The sequence below is a fragment of the Paenibacillus sp. FSL R7-0210 genome, from assembly GCF_038009085.1.
In the GTDB taxonomy this organism is placed as follows: Bacteria; Bacillota; Bacilli; order Paenibacillales; family Paenibacillaceae; genus Paenibacillus_AQ; species Paenibacillus_AQ silagei.
Genome location: NZ_JBBPAR010000001.1, coordinates 1963067 through 1985391, shown reverse-complemented (window position 1 = coordinate 1985391; position 22325 = coordinate 1963067). Strand labels below are relative to the sequence as shown.

The following is a 22325-nucleotide window of genomic DNA, read 5'->3' as shown; positions in this document are numbered from 1 at the left end:
AGTTACACCGCCGTAAACTGGCTGTTGTACAAGCGGGCGTAGTAGCCTCCGCTCTCCAGCAGCCCGTCATGCGTTCCGCTCTCCACGATATCTCCATCCTTCATGAACAGGATGAGGTCCGCCTCGCGGATCGTGGACAGCCGGTGGGCAATGACGAAGCTGGTCCGCCCGGTGATCATCGCCAGGAAGGCCTTCTGTATCCGCGCCTCTGTCAGCGTATCAATGCTGCTGGTCGCCTCATCCAGAATGAGCATCGGCGGATCAACCAGCATTACGCGGGCAATGGTGAGCAGCTGCTTCTGGCCCTGGGAGAGATTATCTCCCGAGGTGCTGATCCTGGTGTCATAGCCTTCAGGGAGGCGCTTGATGAAGCTGTGCGCATTCGCGGCCTTGGCGGCCGCAATCACCTCCGCTTCGGAGGCCTCCGGCTTGCCGTAAGCAATGTTGTCGCGGATGGAAGCCCCGTACAGCCAGGTCTCCTGCAGCACCATGCCGAAATTGCGCCGCAGACTGTCGCGGGTGATGGAGGTAATATCTACTCCGTCAATCCGGATCGTTCCGCTGTCTACTTCATAGAAGCGCATCAGAAGGTTGACCAATGTGGTCTTGCCCGCCCCGGTCTGGCCGACGATTGCCACGCGTGTGCCCGGCTTCACCTCCAGGCTGAAGTCCTTGATCAGCGGGCGCTCCGGTGTATAAGCGAAGCTTACCTTGTCGAAGGTGATCGTCCCCCGGCTGTTCTCCATCACATATGCATCCGGCTGGTCCGGGGCTTCCTGCGGGAGATCCAGAATGGTGAAGATCCGCTGCGCCGAAGCTGTGGCGGACTGCAGCTGTGTGATCACACCGGTTATCTCATTGAACGGCTTCGCGAACAGACTGGAATAGATCAGGAAGCTGGACAGGTCCCCTACGGAGAACAGGTCTCCGATAACAAGCACACTTCCGATCATCGCAATCAGCGAGAAGGTGATATTATTAACCAGCCGCGTAGTCGGGTTCGAGAGCGAGCCATAGAACTGCGATTTCGTCCCTGTCTTGTACAGCTCATTATTCCGCTCCGCAAAGCCTGCAAAGGAGCGGTCCTCGTAATGATAAGCCTGCACCACCTTCTGCCCGCCGACGATTTCCTCAACATAGCCGTTCAGCCCCCCGAGAATCTTGGCCTGCTCACGGAACAGCTGCTGGGAGCGCATCGTAATGAAGCGGGCAACGAAGAAGGTTGCCGGGGCAGACAGCAGCACCACCAGCGTCATTATCGGGCTGATATAGAGCATCAGCCCGATGGCCCCCGCAATGGTTACGATCCCCGTCAACAGCGTAGAGAAGCCCTGCAGCAGCCCGTCAGAGACGGCATCCATGTCGTTCACGAACCGGCTGATGCTGTCGCCCTGGGGATGGTTATCATGGAACTTCAGCGGCAGGGCGTCCAGCTTGTCAAACAGCTCGCGGCGCAGGTCATAGACCGTGCGGAACGCCAGCTTATTCGTATAATAAGTGAGCAGCCAGCCGAAGAAGCTGCCGACCAGATATACACTGCCCAGAATCAGCAGCAGGCGCAGAATTTCCGGGAACTCCACCCGATCCGGTCCGATCATATGGTCGATGGCGCGGCCAATCAGGAGCGGCCCGATCAGGCTGGCAACCACGCTCAGGATGGCGCAGAAGATAGCTCCATACGTTATTTTCCGGTACTCACGGGTATATTGAAACAGACGTTTCCAGGTCATTGTACTGGTCATTGTAAAGCCTCCTCGCTTGAGAGCTGTGACATGCAGATTTCCTGATAGACTGCGCAGCTCTCCAGCAGTTCCTCATGCGTACCGATTCCGGCAATCCGGCCTTCATCGAAGACGATAATCTGATCAGCCTGCCTTACTGTGCTCACCCGCTGGGATACAAGCAGTACGGTCATATCTGTACTGTTCTTGCTTAGTGCGCGGCGCAGTGCCGCATCCGTAGCGAAGTCCAGCGCACTGGAGGAATCATCCAGGATGAGAATCGGCGGACGTCCGACGACAGCGCGGGCAATGGTCAGGCGCTGCTTTTGGCCACCGGACAGGTTATGCCCGCCGCGTACCACCAGCGTATCCAGCCCTTCCGGCAGCCGGGTGATGAACTCCTCAGCCTGGGCAACGTCCGCTGCAGCCGTGATCTCGTCCCGGGTAGCAGACGCCTTCCCCCAGCGGATATTCTCGGCAATCGTCCCAGTGAACAGCACCGCCTTCTGCGGCACAATGCCTATTCTGCTGCGCAGCTGCTCCAGCCGATAGTCCCGTACGTTTACACCCTCGACCCTAACCTCCCCTTCCACAACGTCGTAGAAGCGCGGAATCAGATTCACGAAGGTGCTCTTGCCCGAGCCGGTACTGCCGATTAATCCTACCGTCTGCCCCTTGAGGATATCTACAGAGATATTTTCCAGGGCCAGCTCACCGGTCGTGTTATAGCCGAAAGAGACATTGCGGAAGGAAATCACCGGCGCTGCTCCGTCCCGCTTCGCAGCAGGTGCATGAGCAGGCACTTCAACAACCGAAGCTGTCATCGCCAGCACCTCATTGATGCGGCTGGCAGACGACGAGGCTTTGGTGAACAGAATGACCAGATTGGAGACTACGATCAGGGCCAGCAGGATTTGGGTTACATAGTTAATGAATGCAATAATCTCACCCTGCGACAGACTCCTGGCTTCAATGTGAATGCCGCCTGCCCATAGAATGGCAATAATCGCCGCGTTCACTACCAGTGTCGTCATCGGTCCCAACCAAGCGGAGATCCGTCCGACACGGATGGCCGTCTGCGTCAGATCCTCAGAGGCTTCATTGAAGCGCTGCTTCTCGCGGCGGCTCTCGGCGAAGGCCCGGATCACCCGGATGCCTGAGAGATTCTCGCTGAGCACCAGCGCCAGAGCGTCCAGCTTCGCCTGATATTTGCGGTACATCGGTGAACTGCGCGTAATGATGAAGTACAGAATAACACCGAAGACCGGAGTGGCGGCAATCAGGATCAGCGACAGGCGGAAATCCAGAATCATCGCCATAATAATAGCCCCGATACAGATGAATGGCGCACGGATGACCAGCCGGATGAGCATGGCTACTGCCAACTGCAGCTGGTTAACGTCGTTCGTGATCCGGTTGATCAGCGAAGGCGTGCCGATGACATCCAGCTCGGCATACGACAGCGAAGAGATGTGCTTGAACATTTTGTTGCGCAGCGTAGTGCCGAACCCCTGTGAGGCCCGCGCCGCATAATATTGACATACCATGGAGCAGCCGAAGCCCAGAATAGCCATCAGCACCATCAGGGACCCCATCCGGTAGACGTAGCTGCTATCCTGCTTGCCAATTCCGTTGTTGATGATCAGGGCTACAATCGTCGGCAGCAGCAGCTCGAGAATCGCCTCCAGCAGCTTGAAAATCGGCCCAATTGTCACTTCTTTCTTGTACGGTTTTAAGAATACTGCAATTTTGCGCACATTCATCCTCACCTAACTTAGCGTAGTATTTGAACTTCCACACCCTTAAAAGGGTGGGATTCTTAGCTAGTTAGCGGGCGCATACGTTTCCGCTTTGCCCTACTGCTAAGTTAAGGGCGAGTTCATTCGCCCATCCTAGATCAGAGCTTATAGCTATCTAGGCTGGCAGACTGTTACCATCTGCCACAGGTTGACGCATGATGTTGATGGCACCGACCCGATCCCGATGTGCTGTATACCCGCAGTTGCAATGATACGTTCGATCCTTTGCTTTGTTCCGCTCTCCACAAGAGGGACAGGCTTGCGAGGTGTATGCCGGATTCACTTCAACCACTTGGATTCCAGCAAGTGTCGCCTTATATGCGATGAACATTTGCAACTGATAGAACGACCATTGATGTAGATTTTTAGCGTTTTTACGACTTGTTCTTGTCGTCTTACGAATATTCGTCAGTTTCTCTAGCTTGATGACAGACACCTTTTCTTGAATCGCCATATTCACGATCTGGCGGCTGATTTTGTGATTCTGATCTTTCATAAAACGACTTTCCTTGTCGCTCTGTTTACGGATCGCGGATAACTTTTTAAGCTTTCCTAATTTGCGGCGATAGCTGCTGTACTTACGGCGAACAAATTTGTTTTTACGTCCATTTCCGCAAAATTTGGTCTTGCCACTTGAGGTTACGGCAACAGCAGGCACTTTCAAGCCTAGATCAATCCCCATCACTTCATCACCATCGACTGGTTTGGTGAGGCGTTCGATTGAAATTTGAACAAACCATTTTGCTGATTTTTGAACCACGCGCAGAAGTCCAAGCTTCCCATTCGAAAGGATGTCTCGCTCCCGATCCGAAAGAAGCGCAGGAACCGCAAGACGTTGTACTTTTCCATCCAGGATCACCGGGAAAGAAATGGTGTTGCCCCAAATCGTATAATTTTGATTGTTCACGTAGTACACCCTCTTTTGGAGAAGAGGTCGCTTCTTCGTTTTCTTGAACCGCTGAAATAGGCTTTTGGCATCTCGAATCACTTGATTCTTTACAGCAGAGGGGAGATTGGCATGAACGGTTTTTGAAGTTAGTTTCGGAAACGTTCCAGATCTTTCTGCTTGCTCCGTTAATTCGTTGACGGTTCGAATATATTCGCCCCCCATATCCACCAGTACAGACGGACGGGGTGGAAAAATGCGGATTTGAATCGTTACGGTTTGCAGGGTCTCACCCCCTTGTTTATTGTTCCTCAACATATCGTTTCTGTTATCCTTCTTGAAAAAAATAAAAGACCCGTTATGATTATGTCATACCCGCTTACATATTCATAATATTGGTTTCGTATCTATCCCATATGGATAACGTATGTCATAACCCTTACAAATGGAGGCTCAACCATGGATATCCGCCAATTAAAGTATTTCCTGGCGATTGCCGAGGAAGGACAAATTACATCCGCAGCCAGGAAGCTGCAAATGGCCCAACCGCCGCTCAGCCAGCAGCTCAAGCTGCTGGAGGAGGAGCTCGGAGTCAAGCTGGTGGAGCGCGGACCGCGCAGCATCCAGCTGACGGATGCCGGAATCATTCTGCGTAACCGGGCCCAGCAGATCCTGGAGTTAACGGACTCCACCGCCCGGGAGATCAGCGACTATGCCAAAGGACTAAAGGGGAGCCTTACCATTGGAACGGTCTCTTCATCAGGCGCTACCCTGCTGCACGAGCCGCTGACAGCGTTCCATAAGCGGTATTCGGGCGTAACCTTTGAGATTCATGAAGGCAATACGTTCATGATTATCGACTTGTTGAACAAGGGCATTGTTGAGGTGGGCATTATCCGCACCCCGTTCAACACCAGCAATCTGGAATGCCTGTATTTCCATTCGGAGCCGATGATCGCGGTGATGGCCGCTGATTATGACTGGGCCCCTAGCCAGAGTGCTGCTCAGCTTGGCGAGCTGCAGGACAAACCGCTGATTATCTACCGCCGCTTCGAGCAGCTCATCCGCGAGACCTGCCTGGAGCACGGCTTTGGGCCACAGATCTTCTGTATGAATGATGATGCCCGGACCACGCTGCTCTGGGCCAATGCAGGACTCGGGATCGGCATCGTGCCCAAGTCGGCGTTCGAGCTGGCTAATCACAGCAACCTGATCTACAAAGAGATCCTTTGCGAGACCCTGCGCACCCGCGTAGCCGCCGTATGGATGAAGGATAAATATTTGTCGTCCATGGCTACCAAGTTCATCGAGACCTTCAAGTCACTGTGAACACGCTCAGGCCCCTTCCTTCTGGAGGATGTCCATTATCTGCGCCGGTCATCCTGCCGCAGGACGCTTTCCATATATGCACTAAATAACCCCACAAAACATATAAATTCTTTCCAAAAAGACCCCGCGCCGGCCTAAGCAGCCAGTCGCGGGGTCTTTTAATCAGTCAAGGTCAACAGCCCGGCGGCAGCGCCGGTGTTAGACCATGATTTTACAAATATCGTTCGTGAACTGCACCGGATCATTAACCTGCAATCCTTCGATCAGCAGCGCCTGGTTATACAAGAGGTTGGTGTACAGACCCAGCTTCTCCTTGTCGCCTTCGGCAGCCGCTTTCAGGGACTTGAAGACATCATGGTGAATGTTGATTTCCAGCACCTTGTCCGCTTGCACATCCTGGCCGCCGTTAGGCATGGCCTTGAGGATTTTCTCCATCTCGATCGTGAGCTCGCCTTCAGTGGACAGGCAGACCGGATGGGATTTCAGCCGTTTGGAGGCTTTGACTGCCTTCACTTTGCCGGACAGAATGCCCTGCATAGCTTCGAACAATCCCTTGTTCTCGTTCTCTTCCTCTTCGGATGGCTTATCCTCGGCACTCTCTTCAATCCCCAAGTCGCCGCTGGAGACATTTCTGAACTCCTTCTCCTTATAAGCCATGATCATCTTGATTGCGAATTCATCGATATCATCAGTGAAGTAGAGAATCTCATAGCCCTTGTCCAGCACCATTTCGGTCTGCGGCAGCTTCTCGATGCGCTCTACCGATTCACCCGAAGCGTAGTAGATATATTTCTGGTCTTCCGGCATTCTCTCAACATATTCAGCCAGCGTCACCAGCTTCTTCTCCTTGGAGGAGTGGAACATCAGGAGGTCCTGCAGTGTTTCTTTTTCCATACCGTAGTCGTTATAGACCCCAAACTTCAGCTGTCTGCCAAAAGACTTATAGAACGTCTCATACTGCTCACGCTCATCCTTCAGCAGGCTCAGGAGCTGGCTCTTGATCTTGCTCTTAATGTTCTTAGCAATCATCGTCAGCTGGCGGTCATGCTGCAGCATCTCACGGGAGATATTGAGCGACAGATCCTCGGAATCGACCATCCCCTTGACGAAGCTGAAGTAATCCGGCAGCAGATCGGCGCATTTGTTCATAATCAGCACGCCGTTGGAGTAGAGCTCCAGGCCTTTTTCATATTCCTTGGTATAGTAGTCAAACGGAGTATTCTCCGGAATGAACAGAATCGCGTTGTAGACCACTGCGCCGTCCGCACTGATGTGGATGTGCTTCAGCGGCTTGTCGAACCCGTAACGCTTCTCTGCATAGAAGTTGTTGTAATCTTCTTCGGTCAGCTCTTTCTTGTTCTTGCGCCAGATCGGCACCATGCTGTTGACCGTCTGCTCTTCGGTGACATCGATGAATTCATTCTCAGCATCTTCCTTAGGCTGTTTGCTGGTAATGTCCATCTTGATCGGGAAGCGGATAAAGTCCGAATACTTCTTGATGATTGATTTCAGACGGTATTCTTCCAGGAATTCGTCGTAGTTATCGTCCTCGGTGTTCTCTTTGATCTTCAGCGTAATTTCGGTACCGACCGTATCCTTCTCACAAGGCTCAATCGTGTAGCCGTCCGCACCCTGGGATTCCCATTTGAACGCCTGCTCGCTGCCCAGCGCCTTGCTGATTACGGTCACATCGTCCGCCACCATGAATGCGGAATAGAATCCGACCCCGAATTGTCCGATGATGTTGTGTCCATCCTTAGCTTCATTATCCTTCTTAAAAGCAAACGAGCCGCTGTTCGCGATAATCCCCAGATTGTTCTCCAGCTCTTCCTGCGTCATCCCGATGCCGGTGTCGGCAATGGTTAACGTGCGGCTATCCTTGTTGGCGCTTACTTTAATGTAGTAGTCCTCTTTATTGAACACCAGACTATCATCGGCCAGTGCCTTGTAATAGATTTTATCGATGGCATCACTTGCATTGGAGATCAGCTCCCGCAGAAAAATCTCGCGCTGCGTATAAATGGAGTTAATCATCATTTCCAGCAGTCTTTTGGATTCAGCTTTAAACTCTTTTTTAGCCATGAATAAATAAATCTCCTTTCAAAAGTAACCTTCGGATTGCGAGCATCGTTTAGCACTCCACTCACTTGAGTGCTAACACTCCCTTTTATATACCATATTCTAGTTTTTGATGTCAACATCTTGCCGCCTAGTAAGCCCACAAAAAAAGAAATGCATTCTATTTTAGTCCATGTTAGCATTCGGGTTGTACTCCATTTGACCACTTAACCACAGAAAGGATAATGATTAATGATGAACATTCAGCTCGAAAGCATTCCGGCAACACGTATAGCTTATGTACGGCAGACAGGCCCCTACGGCCCCGGCAACGCTCAGGCGATGGAACAATTGAAGCTGTGGGCGCGGGAACAAGGCTTGCTTCAAGGCTCGGCGGTGCTGTTCGGCATTCCGCAGGATAACCCTGCAACTACAAGGCCGGAGCTTTGCCGATATGATGCCTGCATCAGCCTGCCTGAGAATCCTCCCTCCGGGGCCTCAGTACCTTACGGCGAGCTTCCCGGCGGAGCCTACGCAGTGGTAACCCTCCAGCATACGGCTGAAGCTGTCGGACAAGCATGGGCCGAGATTCTCCCGGCGTTGTCACGCAGCGGCCATAAGCTTGATCCCGGGCGGCCAGTTATGGAGAGATACACGGAAGACATGGTCAGCAGGCATCTTTGTGAGCTTTGTTTTCCTGTATTTGAATAAGGGCAGGAAGGCGCTTTGAAAAGCGGAAGTCCCAAATGCCATGAACGAGGCAGGATCAACATAGGCGCTTGTGTAGACGCTCCGCAAACAGAACGTTGTTCCCATCGCTGTTGTGTCCAGATTTTTTCATTCCCCCTTAGCGGTGAAAATCCGGACACAAAGGCGAACGCTCCGCTTTTCCACAATCATTCTGCCCGCTCCGCTGTTTATGCGGGAAGCAGACAAAATCCCCCTAACGGGCGAAGTATACTGGTGCCTCATCGCCTTCTGGTGATATACTTCCAGCCCATTTTCCTTTTACACACCTCGTAGTCGATTTTCGCATACGTCCTAAAATCTTTCTTCCTTTTCTGGCGGTGTTCCGCCCATCTCTCACCAATTCTGAGCGTTTTCTCTCACCAACCGCTTGTATGAAGCAGCATTGTTGCACATTTTGCAGGACTTCACTAAAAAAGTTACTGGTTGTGGTACATTGTTGCATCATTTGCAGAAATTCCGGTGTTCAGAGCAAGTTAACACTAGCTTTGTTGCATTTCCTGCAGGAATTTAGCATCAGTCGTTTCTATTCGGCCGTATTGCTGCACTTCTTGCAGGATTTTTCTAACAATGTTACAGGCTGCGGAGCATGGGGTGCATTCCTTCTCGCAGCAGCAACGATTGTATTCGAATTTCCGCATACATTGGGTCCACGCGCCTCCGCACTGCCCAATGTGTTCGGTTTTCCGCCTACATTTGGCCCACGCGCCGCCCCCCAACAAGTTGTATTCGGTTTTTCAAATACATTCCATCCGCTCCCCTTTAGACATCCGAAGAAATTCATAATTTCCTAAAAAATAAGAAAAGAGACCATCTCTATAAGCAAATTTCCGCTTACGAGACAGCCTCTTTCATCTTTTCATAGTTAACCCAAATCCAGCGTTTCCCCCGGTCCCATAGAATGCAGCGTGCAGCCCGTCAGCTGCCCGCCCTGGATCAAGGCTTCACGGAGCTTGTCGGTCTCTGGCTTCGCGGCATGAACCAGTACGGCGTGCCGGACCGGAAGAGACTTCAGCATACGCTGCACATCTTCCAGGCCCTGATGCACCTTGTAACGCAGCTTAAGCACTTCGCATACTCCATGCTGTCCCGGTTCATGCAGCAGCTTGTATCCGAAGGTACCGGCCGCTACATGACCGGTGATCAGCACGGAATAGGTTGAATGGGACGCCCACCTCGCATAGTACCAGCGGGACAAGGACGATTGCATCATGCCATCCGGCACGAACCACAGGGAAGGACCGGAGCCTGACAGCAGCTCCTCCCGTTCCACCTCGCTCTGCGGCATCGTCCAGCGGCGGGCGGCAAGAAAGTCTGCTATGTGATCCGCTGCGGAATACCCCCCTGTTCGCTCAGCACTCCTAAGCCAGAACGGCGAGGCTGCCAGCCGCCCCATCCCCTCTATCAGCTTCGCTTCCACTACCATCGGCAGATCACCGAACAGCTTGGCGGCCCACAGCATCATCTCCTGGCCGCGTCCGCCTGCCGGAACCGGGAGCAGCACCTTGCCCCCCCGTGCCGCAGTCCTGCGGATGGCCTGCTCCAGCTGCCTCAGCTTATCAGACTGGCTCTCCTCGTCCATTCCGTACGCCGCATCGGCAACCGCCAGATCAAGACGCTGGCCGCACGACCATACCCTCAGCCTCTGGTCCGCATCCGGGATGCCTCCGGCTGCTTGTATCGCCTCAGCTGGTGAATCAGCCGCAAGTAACAAGGATTCCGCCGTATAATCACCGGAATAGAACATTGAGTGCCCTTCCGCAGCGATCAGGAACCATACAGATCCCGCCAGATGCCCGCTTCGTCCCCACATGACCTGAACCCCGGGAATCAGTCTGAACCAGGACAGGCAGTTGCCCTCCTCCTCCAGATACCGGTAACGGATCGCTTGTTCATCTGCTTCAGTGTATGGCAGTTCATGGCCCTCACGGTTAATATTCGAACGCCAGGAGCGGAAATAGGCATCCAGCTGCGCCCGCGTTTCCCGCGTTGTCCATACCTCACCCTTGTAACCCTGCGCATACAACAGCGGCACCGCTACCGAATGATCCTCATGGGCATGAGAGAGCAGTACCATGTCCAGCATTGCCGCCTGCCCGGGTTCGATGAGGGGATATTGTCCGGCTCCGCCTTTTTTGACGCCGCAATCAAGCAGCAGACGGTAGCCCCTTCCACTCAGGAGGTAAGCGGAACGCCCGTGTTCACCGGCTCCGCCCCATATGGTCAGCTTCGTCATAATCCGGTCCACTTTGTTCTGGAATTCAGCAGTTCAATGCCGAGCAGCAGCAGCACCGTCAAGCCAACCGATACCACCGCCATGGCCATGCCAAGCGATACCTGCCCCTGTTCGAACTGGGCAAAAATATACGTAGCCGAGGTCTGCATCGAAGGCGGCAGAATCAGCAGCGATCCAACCAGCTCCCGTACAGATATGGTGAAGGTCATCATCCAGCCTGCCAGCATACCGGGCATAATGAGCGGAAGCAGAATCCGCCGCAAGATATAGAACGGGCCTGCTCCGCTCACCTGGGCCGCTTGAAACAGCAACCCGTTAATTTGCGAGAAGCTGGACTTCACATACTGCACGGTATAAGGAAGAAACAGCACCACATACGTAAGCACTACCATCCCGTAGGTGTTGTAGAGCGTGAAGGGCATCCATGGCGCATTCCAGAGCAGAATCAGCCCCACCACCATTACAATGCCCGGAACCGTATTAGGCAAAAGACTCAGCAGATCAATGATCCGCTGCAGCCGCCCCGAAGACCTGCCGATGGCCAGGGCAAGGCCGGCTCCAAGCACGACAGCCACCGATGCTGCGGCAAGCGACAGCCCCAGACTGTTCCCAATCGCCTTCAGGCTCGCCGATCCCCAGGAGAGCAGCTCCCTGTAATGATCCAGCGTCAGATTGTCCAGCGACAGCCCGGAACCGCGCAGCTTCATCAGCGAGGCGGCGATAATCGAGAAGTAGGGGATGCCTATGGATAATAGCAGCAGGGCAGCCAGATACAGGCCCGCTAGCCAGCCTGCACCGCCGCGCAGGGAATACATCTTGGAGCGCTGTCCCTTGCCCCCCACCAGACGGTAAGTGAACCGGCGGCTGACCGCCGACTGCATGTACCAGATGACCAGACAGACCGACAACAGCACCGATGCGAGCGATGTAGCCTTGCCGAAGTCAATCGGCCAGCTGGAAATATATTTATGAATTTCCGAGGTCATGACATAATAGCCGATCTTGCGGCCGAAGGTAGCCGGTGTTCCGAACTCCGCAATCGTCTTGACGAAGACGAGCATCACCCCCATGCCATAGGCCGACAGCAACAGCGGCATGATGATCCGCCGGAAGCGGTAGCCTGCCTTTGCCCCGTGCACCGCTCCCGCCTCTTCCAGATTGCCGCCTATGCGGATAAGTGCATCCCGAAGCAGCAGATACAGGAACGGGAACAGATGCATGCTCATAATGAAGACCATTCCCCAGAAGCTGAAGAAAGAATCACTTAACGCAACCGCACCCGGAAGCCACTGCTGAAGATATCCGCCTTTTTGCATGAACAGAATCCAGCCCATGGAGCCGATATACGGCGGGGTCATGAATGGAATCAGCAGAATAACATCAATCCAGCGGTGCAGCCCCATGCGGGTCTTGGCCATCATCCAGGCCAGCGGCATCGCAAGCAGCGTAGTTCCTGCCACTACGCATATACCAAGCCATACCGAGTTCAGCAGCACCCCGGACAGACTCTGTCCGGTGATCGTACGGAGAGGGGCCATCCAGTCCAACCGCTGATCCGGGGTAACGCTTTGCCAGAAGATGAGCAGAAGCGGAATGCCGATGCTGACTGCCAGCAAAAAGAAGGAGAGCAGCAAGCCCGCTCTCCGAAGTATCCGGTTACTGTCCATGGAGACTGGACTCATTGCTTTCACCTCAACCTTAAGCCTTTATTTGTAAATTTCCGCGAATTTCGAAGCCGTCTCATTTCCATGCTCACTCATCCAGGTCCAGTCTGCCTTAAGCTGCGGGATGTCTTTCAGATTGGTCCGGTTCGAAGCTTCAATATCCTCGCGGCCCGGTATGAGATACGCATCCGCTACCAGCTGCTGAGCTTCATCAGACAACAGATAATCAATGAATGCTTTAGCATTGGCCACGTTCGGACTTGATTTAAGAATCGCTGCCGGTCTCGGACTTACCACCGTACCCTCCTCAGGATAGATAATATCCAGCGGCTCTCCTTTGGCTTTGGCCTTGTAGGCCATATAATCTACTCCAGCTGCCACAATACTCTTAGCTCCTGTAATCACCGGATCAAGCGCCTCCTGATTCGCTCCAGCCATGGCAACACCGTTCGCCTTGTAATTCTTGAACAGCTCCCAGCCCTGCTCGCCGTTCACACTCAGATAGCCTGTGATGAAATCCAGCGCCGAGCCTGACAGTGTCGGATCAGGAATGTTAACGGCATCCTTCCACTCCGCATCTGCCAGCTCTGCCCAGGTCTTGGGCGGATTCGCTACCAGCTTCGTATTATAGACAATCCCCAATGCTGATGCGCTTGAGCTGAAATAATTGCCTTCTGCATCCGACCAGTCCTGAATCAGCTTGTCCTTATTGGCCGCTTCCGGGTAGGGCAGCGTCAGCCCCTCCGCCTTAAGAGCCTGTGCGGAAGGCAGGGAAGCCAGAATCACCACATCGGCCACCGGGTTTGCCTTCTCCGCTTCCATCCGGGCCAGAATCTTGCCGGTCGTTCCCTGGAACATCTCCACCGTGACACCTGTCTTGGCCTTGAAGCCATTCACAATATTGTCTGCCAGGCCCTGCGGTCCGGCGGAATACAGCACCAGCTTGCCGCTTAACGCAGCTTCTGTAGCTTCAGGAGTTGACGAAGCTGCCCCAGTTGCCTCAGGTGTACTCGTGCTGGCCCCGCCGGCACTGGTGCTGTTGCCCGTACCACAACCCGCCAGACTCATACTCATCACAGCAGATAACAGCAGCATTGCCCCTTGTTTACGCGGTTTGTTCCATTTCATGGTTATAATTCGCTCCTTTTAGGTTCTTCTTCATTTGAATTCGAATTCATCCGGCATATCCGCCGCGGTGAGACATAGAGCTGAACCCTTTCTCCTACAGGAATCCGGTTGTTCAGATAGGCTGTCCATATTCCGGCCCCCTCCACCTCCGCACGGATCTCATAACGTTCTCCGACATAACTGACACTTCGTACAACAGCGGAATAACACAGATCATCGCCCGCCGTCCGGCTCCATCCGATATGCTCAGGCCGCACCATCTCCTGCTCCGGCGTAAGCCAGTTCGACTTGCCGATGAATGAGGCCACGAACGGTTCTGACGGTGCCTCATATACCGCTTCAGGAGTTCCAGTCTGCAATATCCGCCCGCTTTTCATAACGACAATCTCGTCGGACATCGACATCGCTTCGATCTGATCGTGGGTCACGTAGAGTGCAGTGAGACCCATGTCCCGCACCAGCGACATCATCTCCACTCTCATCTCTTCCCGGAGTACGGCATCCAGCGCGCTTAACGGCTCATCGAAGAGCACCACACCCGGACGGACAACTACCGCTCTGGCAAAAGCAACCCTCTGCTGCTGGCCGCCCGACAGCTGATGCGGATACCGGTTCTCCATCCCCTGCAGCCGGACCATCTCCAGTGTCTCCAGTACCTTGCTCCGCAGCTGCGCACGCTGCCCTGAGGCCTTCAGCCCGAAAGCCACATTCTCATACACCGTCATATGCGGCCAGAGTGCAAAATCCTGAAATACCATCCCGAAATTCCGCTTGTGCACCGGAACATCGATCCGCTGCGCAGCGGAGAAATAACATTTCCCGTCAGCGTATAATTCCCCGCCATCCGGGCGCTCAAGGCCCGCTAACATCCGCAGCAGCGTGGTTTTGCCGCAGCCGGAAGGCCCCAGTAAGGTAGTGAACTTACCGTGCTTCAATTCAAGCCCGGCAGGCAGCAGCGCCGGTTGTCCGCCAAAGCTTTTATGAATCCCCTTTATCTGAATATTCATTTCGATCCCTGCCTGTCTTCTTGAGCTGTCCTCAGTCTAACGTCTGTATTCGCAGGTTGTTTATTTTTCATGTAAACACGTAATTAACTTTATATATGAATTCTGTTAACGTTCATAGATAAAATCTATGGTGGGGGATATCCCACTAACGATTGGAAGAGGTAACTCCATGAATCTGATGAAACTGCAAATTATTGAACTGATCGACCAGCTGCACCATATGACCAGCGTAGCCGAGGTACTCGGGATCAAGCAGCCGACCGTAACCTTTCATATGAAGTCGCTTGAAGAAGAGCTCGGGGTCCGGCTGTTCGAGGCCCGCAGCGGCAAAACCTTTCTCACCGAGGCAGGACAAGCCCTCCTGCATTATTCCGTGAAGATTAATGCGCTTGCCCGTGAGGCCCGCCGGGTAGCCGGAGAATTCGACACCCTCTACCGGGGAACGCTGCTGATTGGGGCCAGTTATGTACCTGCAACCTATTTGCTGCCATCCATATTACATGCGTTCTCCCAGGAGTTCCCCGGCATCCGCATGGCTCTGTCTGTGAAGCCCTCCCCGGTCATCCGGGAGATGCTGATCCGCCACGAAATCGACTTAGGTGTGATCTCCTCCGAGCCTTTCACGGAGCCTGCCCTGCAGGCGGAATCGCTGATTACAGATGACCTCGTTCTGATCTGTTCTCCTAAGCATCCGCTCGCCCGCAAGACTCAGCTTAATATGGAGGAGATCAGTAAGACTCCCTTTGCGCTGCATGGAAGCGAATCCAGTACCCGCCGCCTGACGGAGCGCTGGTTCGGACAGCAAGGGCTGCAGCTGCGCAATACGATTGAGGTCGATTCACTGGAGGCCATCAAGCAGCTCGTGCAGCTGGGCGGCCACATCTCCGTGATGTCCCGGATGGCGGTACAGTGGGAGCAGCAGCAAGGTCTAATTCAAGTGCTGCCTATTCAAGGGGAGATGTCACCGCGTTATATCTATGCCGTGCATAACAAGGACCGGCATCCTTCAGTGCAGATGGAGAGCTTCCGGAGCAGCCTGCTGGCCACCAAAAACTGTTAGCCGTCATTGAGTAAGTCTATGCAGGATTAACGCAATTCCCCTTTCACTTTAACTGCTCCCATATACTCAACCCGTAAAGTGGGTCATGTACCCAAACCTGATCATAGGAGTGATGATGCTTGAGAAAATGGAAAAAGCTTACCCTGTCCTTCATGCTGAGTATTGTGGCAGTAGGGGGTGGAATGGCCGGACAGGGCATCCTGCTGCCGGAGCGCGTCTCAGCCGCAGCTAACGCCGTTCCAGCCTATGAGGTGAAGTTTCTGGCAGACCCTGATCTTGTACTGGACAGCAGCGGATCACCGCGCAGTGAGGTCGTGGATACATTCGACCTGAATTCTACTCCACAGGCAATTCGAGTCGGGTATTTCGATACCGACACGCTTGAGCTGAACAGCAAGGGGTGGGATATACGGCTGCGCAAAAAAGAGAACAAATCCGATTATGAATTGACCTACAAGAAACGTTATCCTGTCGTGAACGGAAATATCCAGGCAGCGCTCACCTTGGCGAATCAGGAGGGCTTCGACGCCTCAGATGATAACTATGAAGCAGAGGTGGATTGGGGGTATGGCAAGCAGACCCTTAGCTTCTCTAATACCAAGAAGGTCAGCACCAAAGCTGCCGGAGCCGTACTCCCTTCTGAGGAAGAAGCCTTGAAGCTGCTGCTGGACAAGCTGCCGGGCAAATTGAAGAACTGGTCTGCATCGAACTGGGGGAAGCAGAAGCTGGCAGCCTCCCGGGCGCATGGCCCGTTGACCTTCGAGCGGTATACAGGCACCTGGAACAATCAGGAGATCACTCTTGAGGTATGGCCAGTGCGTGATGAGGCGGGAAGCGGCATCCAGAATATCGTGGAAATTTCGTTCAAAACCACCGATAGCACCAGTGTAACCGGGTTACGTGCCGGGCTGATGAGCCTGCTGAACGCCGAGGGCTGGCTTCTTCCTGCTGATGGCCTCAAGACCCAGCTGATTCTGGAAAGGTATTAAAGTAATCATCAATATTAGCTTATAACTCAAAAAGAGCACTGCCGCACCCTTCATGAGGGCGATACGGCAGTGCTCTTCTACTGATATGAATTTGTTACGAGACGGCTCCCCTCTGCTCCGTACGTTACTTTCACAGCGCAACAGTCTTCGCCTTGGCATCCTCAAGCAGCATCTGAATCAGCGACTGGAGCGGCAGGGACTTCCACTTCTTCGGATGCAGCAGCAGTTGCAGATCGAAATGAATCTCCGGGTGGGCAAAAGACAGCTCGGACAGGTTCCCCCGCTCGATCTCCTCCTCCGCCACAATCCGCGGCAGCAGCGCTATGCCCAGGCCATTGCGTACACAACGCTTAATCGCCTCCAGATTCGACAGCTCAAAACCAATCCGGAACACGATCCCGTGGTCCCGGAGCAGGTTCTCGAACAGGCTGCGGTAAATGCAGCTCTCCTCGGAGACAATCAGCTCGCAGTTGTTCAGATCCTGGAGGGTCACCTGCTCCAGCCGGGCCAGCGGATGGCTGGCTGGTGCCACAAGGACAAGCGGCTCATCGCGGATAATCGTTCGCGTAAGCGCGCTATCCACCGTGCTGCGGTCCAGCAGAAGACCGATATCAACCTCTCCGTCCCTGATTTTAGAGATCAGATTGGCCTCCTGCTCGGTCTGCAAATGAATATTCAGACCAGGGAACATCGTCCGCAGCTGCTGCAGGAACGGCGGCAAATAGAAGGCGGCGAGCGAATCAATCGTTCCAATCGTAAGCGTTCCGCCGATCTGCTGGGCGATTGTTTCCTTAGAGCGGTCATAGAGATCCAGAATCTCCACGAACAGCTTAAGCAGTTCCTCTCCCGGCGGTGTCAAGCGCAAGGCGCGGCCATGCCGTTCGATAAGCGGCACGCCGTATTCCTTCTCAATCTTCTGTATCTGCGTCGTGACGCTGGACTGTGCATAGCCCAGCTCTTCAGCCGCACGCGTGAAGCTCTGCCGCTTGGCCACTTCGCGGAAGGTCCGCATATACGTTAAATCCATCGTCTCACCCTAACATCAATATTATTGATAACCCACATCATTTATTATAGCTAACAACGATGTAATAATCCATGGTACAGTAGAACAAACGGATTTTACATTTTTGGAGGACGATATTCATGTTAACAGAAGAACAGATTTATGGAATTTATGTTCCCGTGGTCACCCCGTTCCATGCTGCTGGTGAGCTTGATCTGGAATCGTATCAGCGTTATGTGAACAACATCATCAAGAACAATATTCATGGTCTGGTCGTCAATGGAACCACTGGAGAATCGCCGACAGTCAATATACAGGAATTACAGTCGCTCGTGGATACCTCACGGGAACTTCTGAAGTCCAGCTCTATCCCGCTCGTGGTGGGCACAGGTACAAATGATACCTACTCTACCGTGGCCCGTACTGAGCTGGCGGCGAACGCAGGTGCCGATGCCGCACTGGTGGTTGTCCCTTATTACAGCCGTCCGTCCCAGGAAGGCATCATCGCTCATTTCCGCAAGGCGGCAGAGGTGGGTCTGCCCATTATGGCTTACGATATCCCGGGCCGCACTGGAGTCGGCATGACGCTGGACACCGCCCGTACGATCCTGGAGATGAACAATGTCGTAGGGTTAAAAGACTGCTCCGGCTCCCCCCTGCTCGTCTCCGAGCTGTCCAAGAGCGGCGGCAAGCCCGTGCTCTGCGGCGACGATCTGCATTTCTTCGACATGCTGGGCTATGGGGCCGCCGGAGGCATGCTGGCCTCAGCCAATGTACATACAGGCCGCTTCCTCAGCATCTACGAGCAGTACAGAGCCGGTCAGATTGAGGCTGCACAGGCTGCGTATGATCAGCTAGTGCCGCTGATGAAGCTGCTGTTCAAGGAGTCCAACCCGGCCCCGATCAAATGGCTGCTCAGCGAACTCGGAGAGCTCTCCTCAGACACGCTCCGCTTGCCAATGACTTCCATTAGCACCGCGCTGCGCGAGGAGCTGGGCGCCTACCTTGCAGCGGAAGCTGTCAGCGGCAGACAAGAAGCGATATAACCGTTAAGAGGCCATGGAGCAGACAAACACCCGCCATTTTCAGTGAGATACTGAGAATGGCGGGTGTTTGTGTTAGATAAGGTCAAGCATTACTGCACGTTACAAAATCGAATTACGAGCGGCCCGCTTTAGCCGCTGGACGGCTGGACGGACGTCCGCTCTGACCGCCAGGTCTGCTGCCCGAAGGGTTTGAACGGCCGTATGAGCCGCTGGGCGATTTCTGGCTCTGGCTGCCGCCTGGACGCCCGTTGGCATTAGCTTGGCCCCCCGAAGCACCTCTCGCTCCACCGCCAGCATAACTGCTGCCCGATGCGCTTCTAGCTCCACTGCCTGCATGACCGCTTCCAGAAGCGCCTTTAGCGCCACCTGTGTTGCCGCCGCTCTGCTGTTTGCCTTGCGCGAACCATTCCGACTTCGGCTTGCGGGGCGGATTCGTCTTGGCTTTCTGCGACGGTTTGACCGGCGCTTTGCCGGGACGGTCTGCCAGCAATGCCAGATTGCTCTTAGACATCGGATACGCATGCTCCTTGATCTCCGGAATCGTCTTGCCAATCAGCTTCTGGATATCCTTCAGATACGGAATTTCCTCCGCTTCGCACAGCGAGATGGCGATGCCGCTCATCCCCGCACGGCCGGTCCGGCCAATACGGTGAACATAGGTTTCCGGAATATTCGGCAGGTTGAAGTTGATGACATGGGACAACTCATCAATATCAATTCCGCGCGCAGCGATGTCTGTAGCTACCAGTACGCGTGTCGCTCCGCTTTTGAAATTTCTCAGCGCATTCTGGCGCTCATTCTGTGATTTGTTCCCATGAATAGCCTGTGCTGTAATATTAATGCGGGTTAAATCCCGGGTTACCCGGTCCGCGCCGCGTTTGGTGCGTGTGAATACCAGCGCCGATACAATCGACGGGTCCTGCAGCAGACGGTTCAGCTGATTCTGCTTATTTCCGTTCTCCAGCAGATAGATCGACTGCTCAATTCTGTCTACCGTGGAGGATACCGGAGTAATCTCGATTTTCACCGGATTGACAAGCAGTGTTTTCACCAGCTGCGAAATCTCCGCAGGCATAGTCGCTGAGAAGAACAACGTCTGCTTCTTAAGCGGCATCTTGGCGATAATCCGCTTCACATCATGAATGAAGCCCATGTCCAGCATGCGGTCCGCTTCATCCAGCACGAGAATCTGCACATACTGCAGATCCACACGCTTTTGGCTGATCAGGTCGATTAGACGGCCCGGTGTAGCAATCAGAATATCGGCACCAATTGCCAGCGCCCGCTCCTGGGCCTTCTGTGATACGCCACCGACAATGGCTGTCGAACGGATCGTTGTGAACTTGCTGTAGGCCTGAATATTCTCCTGAATTTGCAGCGCCAGCTCGCGGGTAGGCGTAAGAATCAGGGAACGGATGCGCTTGCCTCCGCCGGTTCTGCCCGGCTGCTGGCTCAGCAGCTGAATAATCGGCAACGAGAAGGCCGCCGTTTTACCGGTACCTGTCTGTGCACAGCCAAGGATGTCTCTGCCGGCTAATGCCGCAGGAATAGACTCTTCCTGGATCGGGGTCGGGGATGTATAGTTTTCCAGGCTAAGCGCCTTAAGAATCGGGGGGATCAGGTTCAAATCGTTAAATGTCATTTTATCTCCTTCATTGTGCATACATATATTGGTGAATCCTTAATTCAATTACTGTATATTCCTTTTGCGGCGTCTCCACATAGCGCTCAGCAAAGTCATAACACATAATGATAACACAGAAAAGCAAATATGAAAACTTTCATTTCTTTCTTTTCAAAAAAATCGACAACAAAAAAGCAGAGGAAGGATCCCCTGCTCTTGTCTTACCTATTATAAAATACTAGTCTAGGATTTCAGCGGTATCGCCATTATTGGCACCGGCAGCGTTAGCTTCATCGGTATCGATGTGCATGTCCAGCTTGAAGCTGTCGGATACGCGTGCAATCACGTTCTCCAGCACCAGGCCGCGTTCGCCGCCCAGACGTACCTTCAGGAGCTGCTTATCGGCAATGCCCCAAGCTTCTGCTTCGGAAGTGTGGAAGTGAATGTGGCGCGCTGCTACAATAACACCAGTCTCCAGCTCAACTTCACCGGCAGGTCCTTTAATCGTAATTCCTGGTGTTCCTTCAATATTGCCGGATTCACGGACAGGTGCCTTCACGCCGAGGCTGAAGGAGTCTGTGCGGGATACTTCCAGCTGCGAAGCCGGACGGGCAGGTCCGAGGATTCTTACTTTGTCGAACTTCCCTTTCGAACCAATGACAGCCACTTGCTCATTCGCTGCGAATTGTCCGGGTTGGGACAGGGGTTTGAACTCGGTCAATTGATAACCTGGGCCAAACAATGCTTCTACGTGCTCCTGCGTAAGGTGAATATGCCGGGCCGACACACCTACGGGTACAGTCTTGCTCATTTTCAAGTCACTCCTTGTATTTTCTCTAGTATCTGTACAAGCCACTGAACATTATACATCTAATTACCCGAAAATAAAAAGACCCGCATCACAATGCGAGGCTTTTTTCCGGGCATATTACGATTCTGTGAATGCTTCATCCTGGTTTTTCCAATTCATAGTCACTTCCTGGTGAGAAGAGAGGGTAAACCTGCGGAAGAAGGCAGCTGCTCCCTCAAGAACCCCAGCGCATTCTCATACAGCCAGCCCCGTACCTCAGCTTCGGGATAGTATTTCAGCAGCATCTCGGCGAACTCCGCGTATTGCCCCGGATGCTCCAGCCCTTCTACCCACGCTTCAATTCCGTCAAAATCCGAGCCGAACATCAGCTGTCCGCTCCCGCCAAGACCACAGACATGCTCAATATGCCTCCGCATATCCTCCCTCCGGGCTGCTCCTTCATCCCGCACGAACCAGGGGACAAAGGTAAGCCCAATTCGCCCGCCCCTTACAATCAGTGCCTTCAGCTGATCATCACTCAGGTTGCGGGGATGACTGCATACCGCTGCGCAATTCGAATGCGAAGCAATGAACGGACGGGTACTGTGCTCCAGCAGCTCCCAGAAGCCTGCCGGGGCCAAATGCGACACATCCAGCAGCATTCCGCTCCCGTTGCACCAGTCGATCAGCTGCCGGCCATGCTCAGTGAAACCGCCGTTCCGCCGCTCCAGCACACCGTCCGCCGCCCAGTTGGCATAGTTCCAGGTAATCCCCAGGCAACGCACACCCAGCTCGAAGCATAACTGGGCATAGAACAGATTGCCCTCCAGACCGTCCACACCCTCCAGAGAGAGCATTCCATAAGCCGGTGCAGTGAAGCTGCCTTCCTGCGCTTCTTCCTTCCACCTCAGCCACTGCAGCCCTCCAGGACCGGTAACCTTTTGATGGAAGCACTCGATTTGCCCCAGAATATCCTCGAACTTTGCCCTTCCGCGCACCGCAGACAAATAGATGGCAAAAACCTGCAGTCCGACATTTCCCTCTGTCAGCCGCTCTGCGGTCACATCCAGCCGGGGATCATTCTTGAAGTCTATCCCTGGATTCGCCTGCAGCTTACTCAGAGCATCACAATGAAAATCCGCCACCTTCAGCCTCCTGTTTCCCACCATAGGTCAGCTCTCCTTCTTTCTTCACCTGAATATCCAAATGAACCGTTGACAGCCCAGCGTCTATTT

17 protein-coding genes are annotated in these 22325 nt (G+C 53.7%); 5 read left to right on the top strand and 12 right to left on the bottom strand.

Annotated elements, in window-relative coordinates; all coding sequences use genetic code 11:
• Window positions 1-2: 2 nt before the first annotated feature.
• The 3 genes from MKY64_RS08605 to MKY64_RS08595 all read right to left on the bottom strand — a co-directional run bounded on the left by MKY64_RS08605 (window position 3) and on the right by MKY64_RS08595 (window position 4724).
• Window positions 3-1742 carry an ABC transporter ATP-binding protein gene (locus tag MKY64_RS08605; RefSeq protein ID WP_209879558.1) on the bottom strand — a complete coding sequence of 580 codons (1740 nt, stop codon included), beginning with the start codon at window positions 1740-1742 and terminating at the stop codon, window positions 3-5.
• On the bottom strand, window positions 1739-3484 hold the full coding sequence (locus tag MKY64_RS08600; protein WP_445671694.1) for an ABC transporter ATP-binding protein: 1746 nt from the start codon (window positions 3482-3484) through the stop codon (window positions 1739-1741). The genes MKY64_RS08605 and MKY64_RS08600 overlap by 4 nt, the downstream gene beginning before the upstream one ends.
• Before the next feature lie 151 nt (window positions 3485-3635).
• A complete protein-coding gene (locus tag MKY64_RS08595) occupies window positions 3636-4724 on the bottom strand; it encodes an RNA-guided endonuclease InsQ/TnpB family protein (protein ID WP_340952210.1) in 1089 nt (362 codons plus the stop codon).
• A gap of 141 nt (window positions 4725-4865) precedes the next feature.
• On the opposite strand from MKY64_RS08595, the gene MKY64_RS08590 reads away from it, so the two are divergent.
• Window positions 4866-5735, top strand: a complete 870-nt coding sequence (locus MKY64_RS08590) for a LysR family transcriptional regulator (protein WP_339310111.1) — start codon at window positions 4866-4868, stop codon at window positions 5733-5735.
• Window positions 5736-5933: 198 nt separating this feature from the next.
• Here MKY64_RS08590 and htpG read toward each other — a convergent pair whose 3' ends face one another.
• Window positions 5934-7817 (bottom strand): molecular chaperone HtpG, encoded by a 1884-nt coding sequence (htpG, locus tag MKY64_RS08585; RefSeq protein ID WP_036724793.1) that lies wholly within the window; start codon window positions 7815-7817, stop codon window positions 5934-5936.
• Window positions 7818-8045: 228 nt separating this feature from the next.
• Here htpG and MKY64_RS08580 point away from each other — a divergent pair, with 228 nt between their 5' ends.
• Window positions 8046-8504 (top strand): AraC family transcriptional regulator, encoded by a 459-nt coding sequence (locus MKY64_RS08580; RefSeq protein ID WP_340952207.1) that lies wholly within the window; start codon window positions 8046-8048, stop codon window positions 8502-8504.
• A 901-nt stretch (window positions 8505-9405) separates the two neighbouring features.
• On the opposite strand, the gene MKY64_RS08575 is transcribed toward MKY64_RS08580, so the two are convergent.
• Genes MKY64_RS08575 through MKY64_RS08560 form a run of 4 tightly spaced genes read right to left on the bottom strand, consistent with a single transcriptional unit; the run spans window position 9406 to window position 14575 of the window.
• Entirely contained in the window at window positions 9406-10776 is a 1371-nt protein-coding gene (locus tag MKY64_RS08575) for an MBL fold metallo-hydrolase (RefSeq protein WP_340952205.1), read from the bottom strand.
• Window positions 10773-12458 carry an ABC transporter permease gene (locus MKY64_RS08570; RefSeq protein ID WP_340952203.1) on the bottom strand — a complete coding sequence of 562 codons (1686 nt, stop codon included), beginning with the start codon at window positions 12456-12458 and terminating at the stop codon, window positions 10773-10775. The genes MKY64_RS08575 and MKY64_RS08570 overlap by 4 nt, the downstream gene beginning before the upstream one ends.
• Window positions 12459-12482: 24 nt before the next feature.
• The gene (locus tag MKY64_RS08565; RefSeq protein ID WP_340952201.1) at window positions 12483-13568 is read right to left on the bottom strand and encodes an ABC transporter substrate-binding protein; all 1086 of its coding nucleotides are present in this window, start codon (window positions 13566-13568) and stop codon (window positions 12483-12485) included.
• Window positions 13569-13570: 2 nt separating this feature from the next.
• The gene (locus tag MKY64_RS08560; RefSeq protein ID WP_340952199.1) at window positions 13571-14575 is read right to left on the bottom strand and encodes an ABC transporter ATP-binding protein; all 1005 of its coding nucleotides are present in this window, start codon (window positions 14573-14575) and stop codon (window positions 13571-13573) included.
• A 169-nt stretch (window positions 14576-14744) separates the two neighbouring features.
• Here MKY64_RS08560 and MKY64_RS08555 point away from each other — a divergent pair, with 169 nt between their 5' ends.
• Window positions 14745-15635, top strand: coding sequence for a LysR family transcriptional regulator (locus MKY64_RS08555; protein ID WP_340952197.1), 891 nt, complete (start codon window positions 14745-14747; stop codon window positions 15633-15635).
• Between the two features lie 119 nt (window positions 15636-15754).
• The gene (locus MKY64_RS08550) at window positions 15755-16624 is read left to right on the top strand and encodes a hypothetical protein (protein ID WP_340952194.1); all 870 of its coding nucleotides are present in this window, start codon (window positions 15755-15757) and stop codon (window positions 16622-16624) included.
• Window positions 16625-16754: 130 nt separating this feature from the next.
• On the opposite strand, the gene MKY64_RS08545 is transcribed toward MKY64_RS08550, so the two are convergent.
• Window positions 16755-17651: a LysR family transcriptional regulator gene (locus tag MKY64_RS08545; RefSeq protein ID WP_209879570.1), complete on the bottom strand. Its 897-nt coding sequence runs from the start codon at window positions 17649-17651 to the stop codon at window positions 16755-16757.
• 119 nt (window positions 17652-17770) lie between these two features.
• Between MKY64_RS08545 and dapA the strand changes: the two genes are divergently transcribed.
• Window positions 17771-18676, top strand: a complete 906-nt coding sequence (gene dapA, locus MKY64_RS08540; protein ID WP_340952192.1) for a 4-hydroxy-tetrahydrodipicolinate synthase — start codon at window positions 17771-17773, stop codon at window positions 18674-18676.
• A gap of 112 nt (window positions 18677-18788) precedes the next feature.
• On the opposite strand, the gene MKY64_RS08535 is transcribed toward dapA, so the two are convergent.
• The 3 genes from MKY64_RS08535 to MKY64_RS08525 all read right to left on the bottom strand — a co-directional run bounded on the left by MKY64_RS08535 (window position 18789) and on the right by MKY64_RS08525 (window position 22259).
• Window positions 18789-20318 (bottom strand): DEAD/DEAH box helicase, encoded by a 1530-nt coding sequence (locus tag MKY64_RS08535; protein WP_340952190.1) that lies wholly within the window; start codon window positions 20316-20318, stop codon window positions 18789-18791.
• Between the two features lie 220 nt (window positions 20319-20538).
• A complete protein-coding gene (pduL, locus tag MKY64_RS08530; protein ID WP_036692683.1) occupies window positions 20539-21111 on the bottom strand; it encodes a phosphate propanoyltransferase in 573 nt (190 codons plus the stop codon).
• Between the two features lie 161 nt (window positions 21112-21272).
• Window positions 21273-22259, bottom strand: a complete 987-nt coding sequence (locus tag MKY64_RS08525; RefSeq protein ID WP_340952187.1) for a dipeptidase — start codon at window positions 22257-22259, stop codon at window positions 21273-21275.
• Window positions 22260-22325 lie beyond the last annotated feature (66 nt).

What these genes read in the sequence shown, in the direction of transcription:
- MKY64_RS08560 (WP_340952199.1), bottom strand. Translation starts at nt 14,575, where the DNA reads ATGAATATTCAGATAAAGGGGATTCATAAAAGCTTTGGCGGACAACCG.
- MKY64_RS08595 (WP_340952210.1), bottom strand. Translation starts at nt 4,724, where the DNA reads ATGTTGAGGAACAATAAACAAGGGGGTGAGACCCTGCAAACCGTAACG.
- MKY64_RS08545 (WP_209879570.1), bottom strand. Translation starts at nt 17,651, where the DNA reads ATGGATTTAACGTATATGCGGACCTTCCGCGAAGTGGCCAAGCGGCAG.
- dapA (WP_340952192.1), top strand. Translation starts at nt 17,771, where the DNA reads ATGTTAACAGAAGAACAGATTTATGGAATTTATGTTCCCGTGGTCACC.
- MKY64_RS08580 (WP_340952207.1), top strand. Translation starts at nt 8,046, where the DNA reads ATGATGAACATTCAGCTCGAAAGCATTCCGGCAACACGTATAGCTTAT.
- MKY64_RS08590 (WP_339310111.1), top strand. Translation starts at nt 4,866, where the DNA reads ATGGATATCCGCCAATTAAAGTATTTCCTGGCGATTGCCGAGGAAGGA.
- MKY64_RS08555 (WP_340952197.1), top strand. Translation starts at nt 14,745, where the DNA reads ATGAATCTGATGAAACTGCAAATTATTGAACTGATCGACCAGCTGCAC.
- pduL (WP_036692683.1), bottom strand. Translation starts at nt 21,111, where the DNA reads ATGAGCAAGACTGTACCCGTAGGTGTGTCGGCCCGGCATATTCACCTT.
- MKY64_RS08570 (WP_340952203.1), bottom strand. Translation starts at nt 12,458, where the DNA reads ATGAGTCCAGTCTCCATGGACAGTAACCGGATACTTCGGAGAGCGGGC.
- htpG (WP_036724793.1), bottom strand. Translation starts at nt 7,817, where the DNA reads ATGGCTAAAAAAGAGTTTAAAGCTGAATCCAAAAGACTGCTGGAAATG.
- MKY64_RS08605 (WP_209879558.1), bottom strand. Translation starts at nt 1,742, where the DNA reads ATGACCAGTACAATGACCTGGAAACGTCTGTTTCAATATACCCGTGAG.
- MKY64_RS08525 (WP_340952187.1), bottom strand. Translation starts at nt 22,259, where the DNA reads ATGGTGGGAAACAGGAGGCTGAAGGTGGCGGATTTTCATTGTGATGCT.
- MKY64_RS08535 (WP_340952190.1), bottom strand. Translation starts at nt 20,318, where the DNA reads ATGACATTTAACGATTTGAACCTGATCCCCCCGATTCTTAAGGCGCTT.
- MKY64_RS08565 (WP_340952201.1), bottom strand. Translation starts at nt 13,568, where the DNA reads ATGAAATGGAACAAACCGCGTAAACAAGGGGCAATGCTGCTGTTATCT.
- MKY64_RS08575 (WP_340952205.1), bottom strand. Translation starts at nt 10,776, where the DNA reads ATGACGAAGCTGACCATATGGGGCGGAGCCGGTGAACACGGGCGTTCC.
- MKY64_RS08600 (WP_445671694.1), bottom strand. Translation starts at nt 3,484, where the DNA reads ATGAATGTGCGCAAAATTGCAGTATTCTTAAAACCGTACAAGAAAGAA.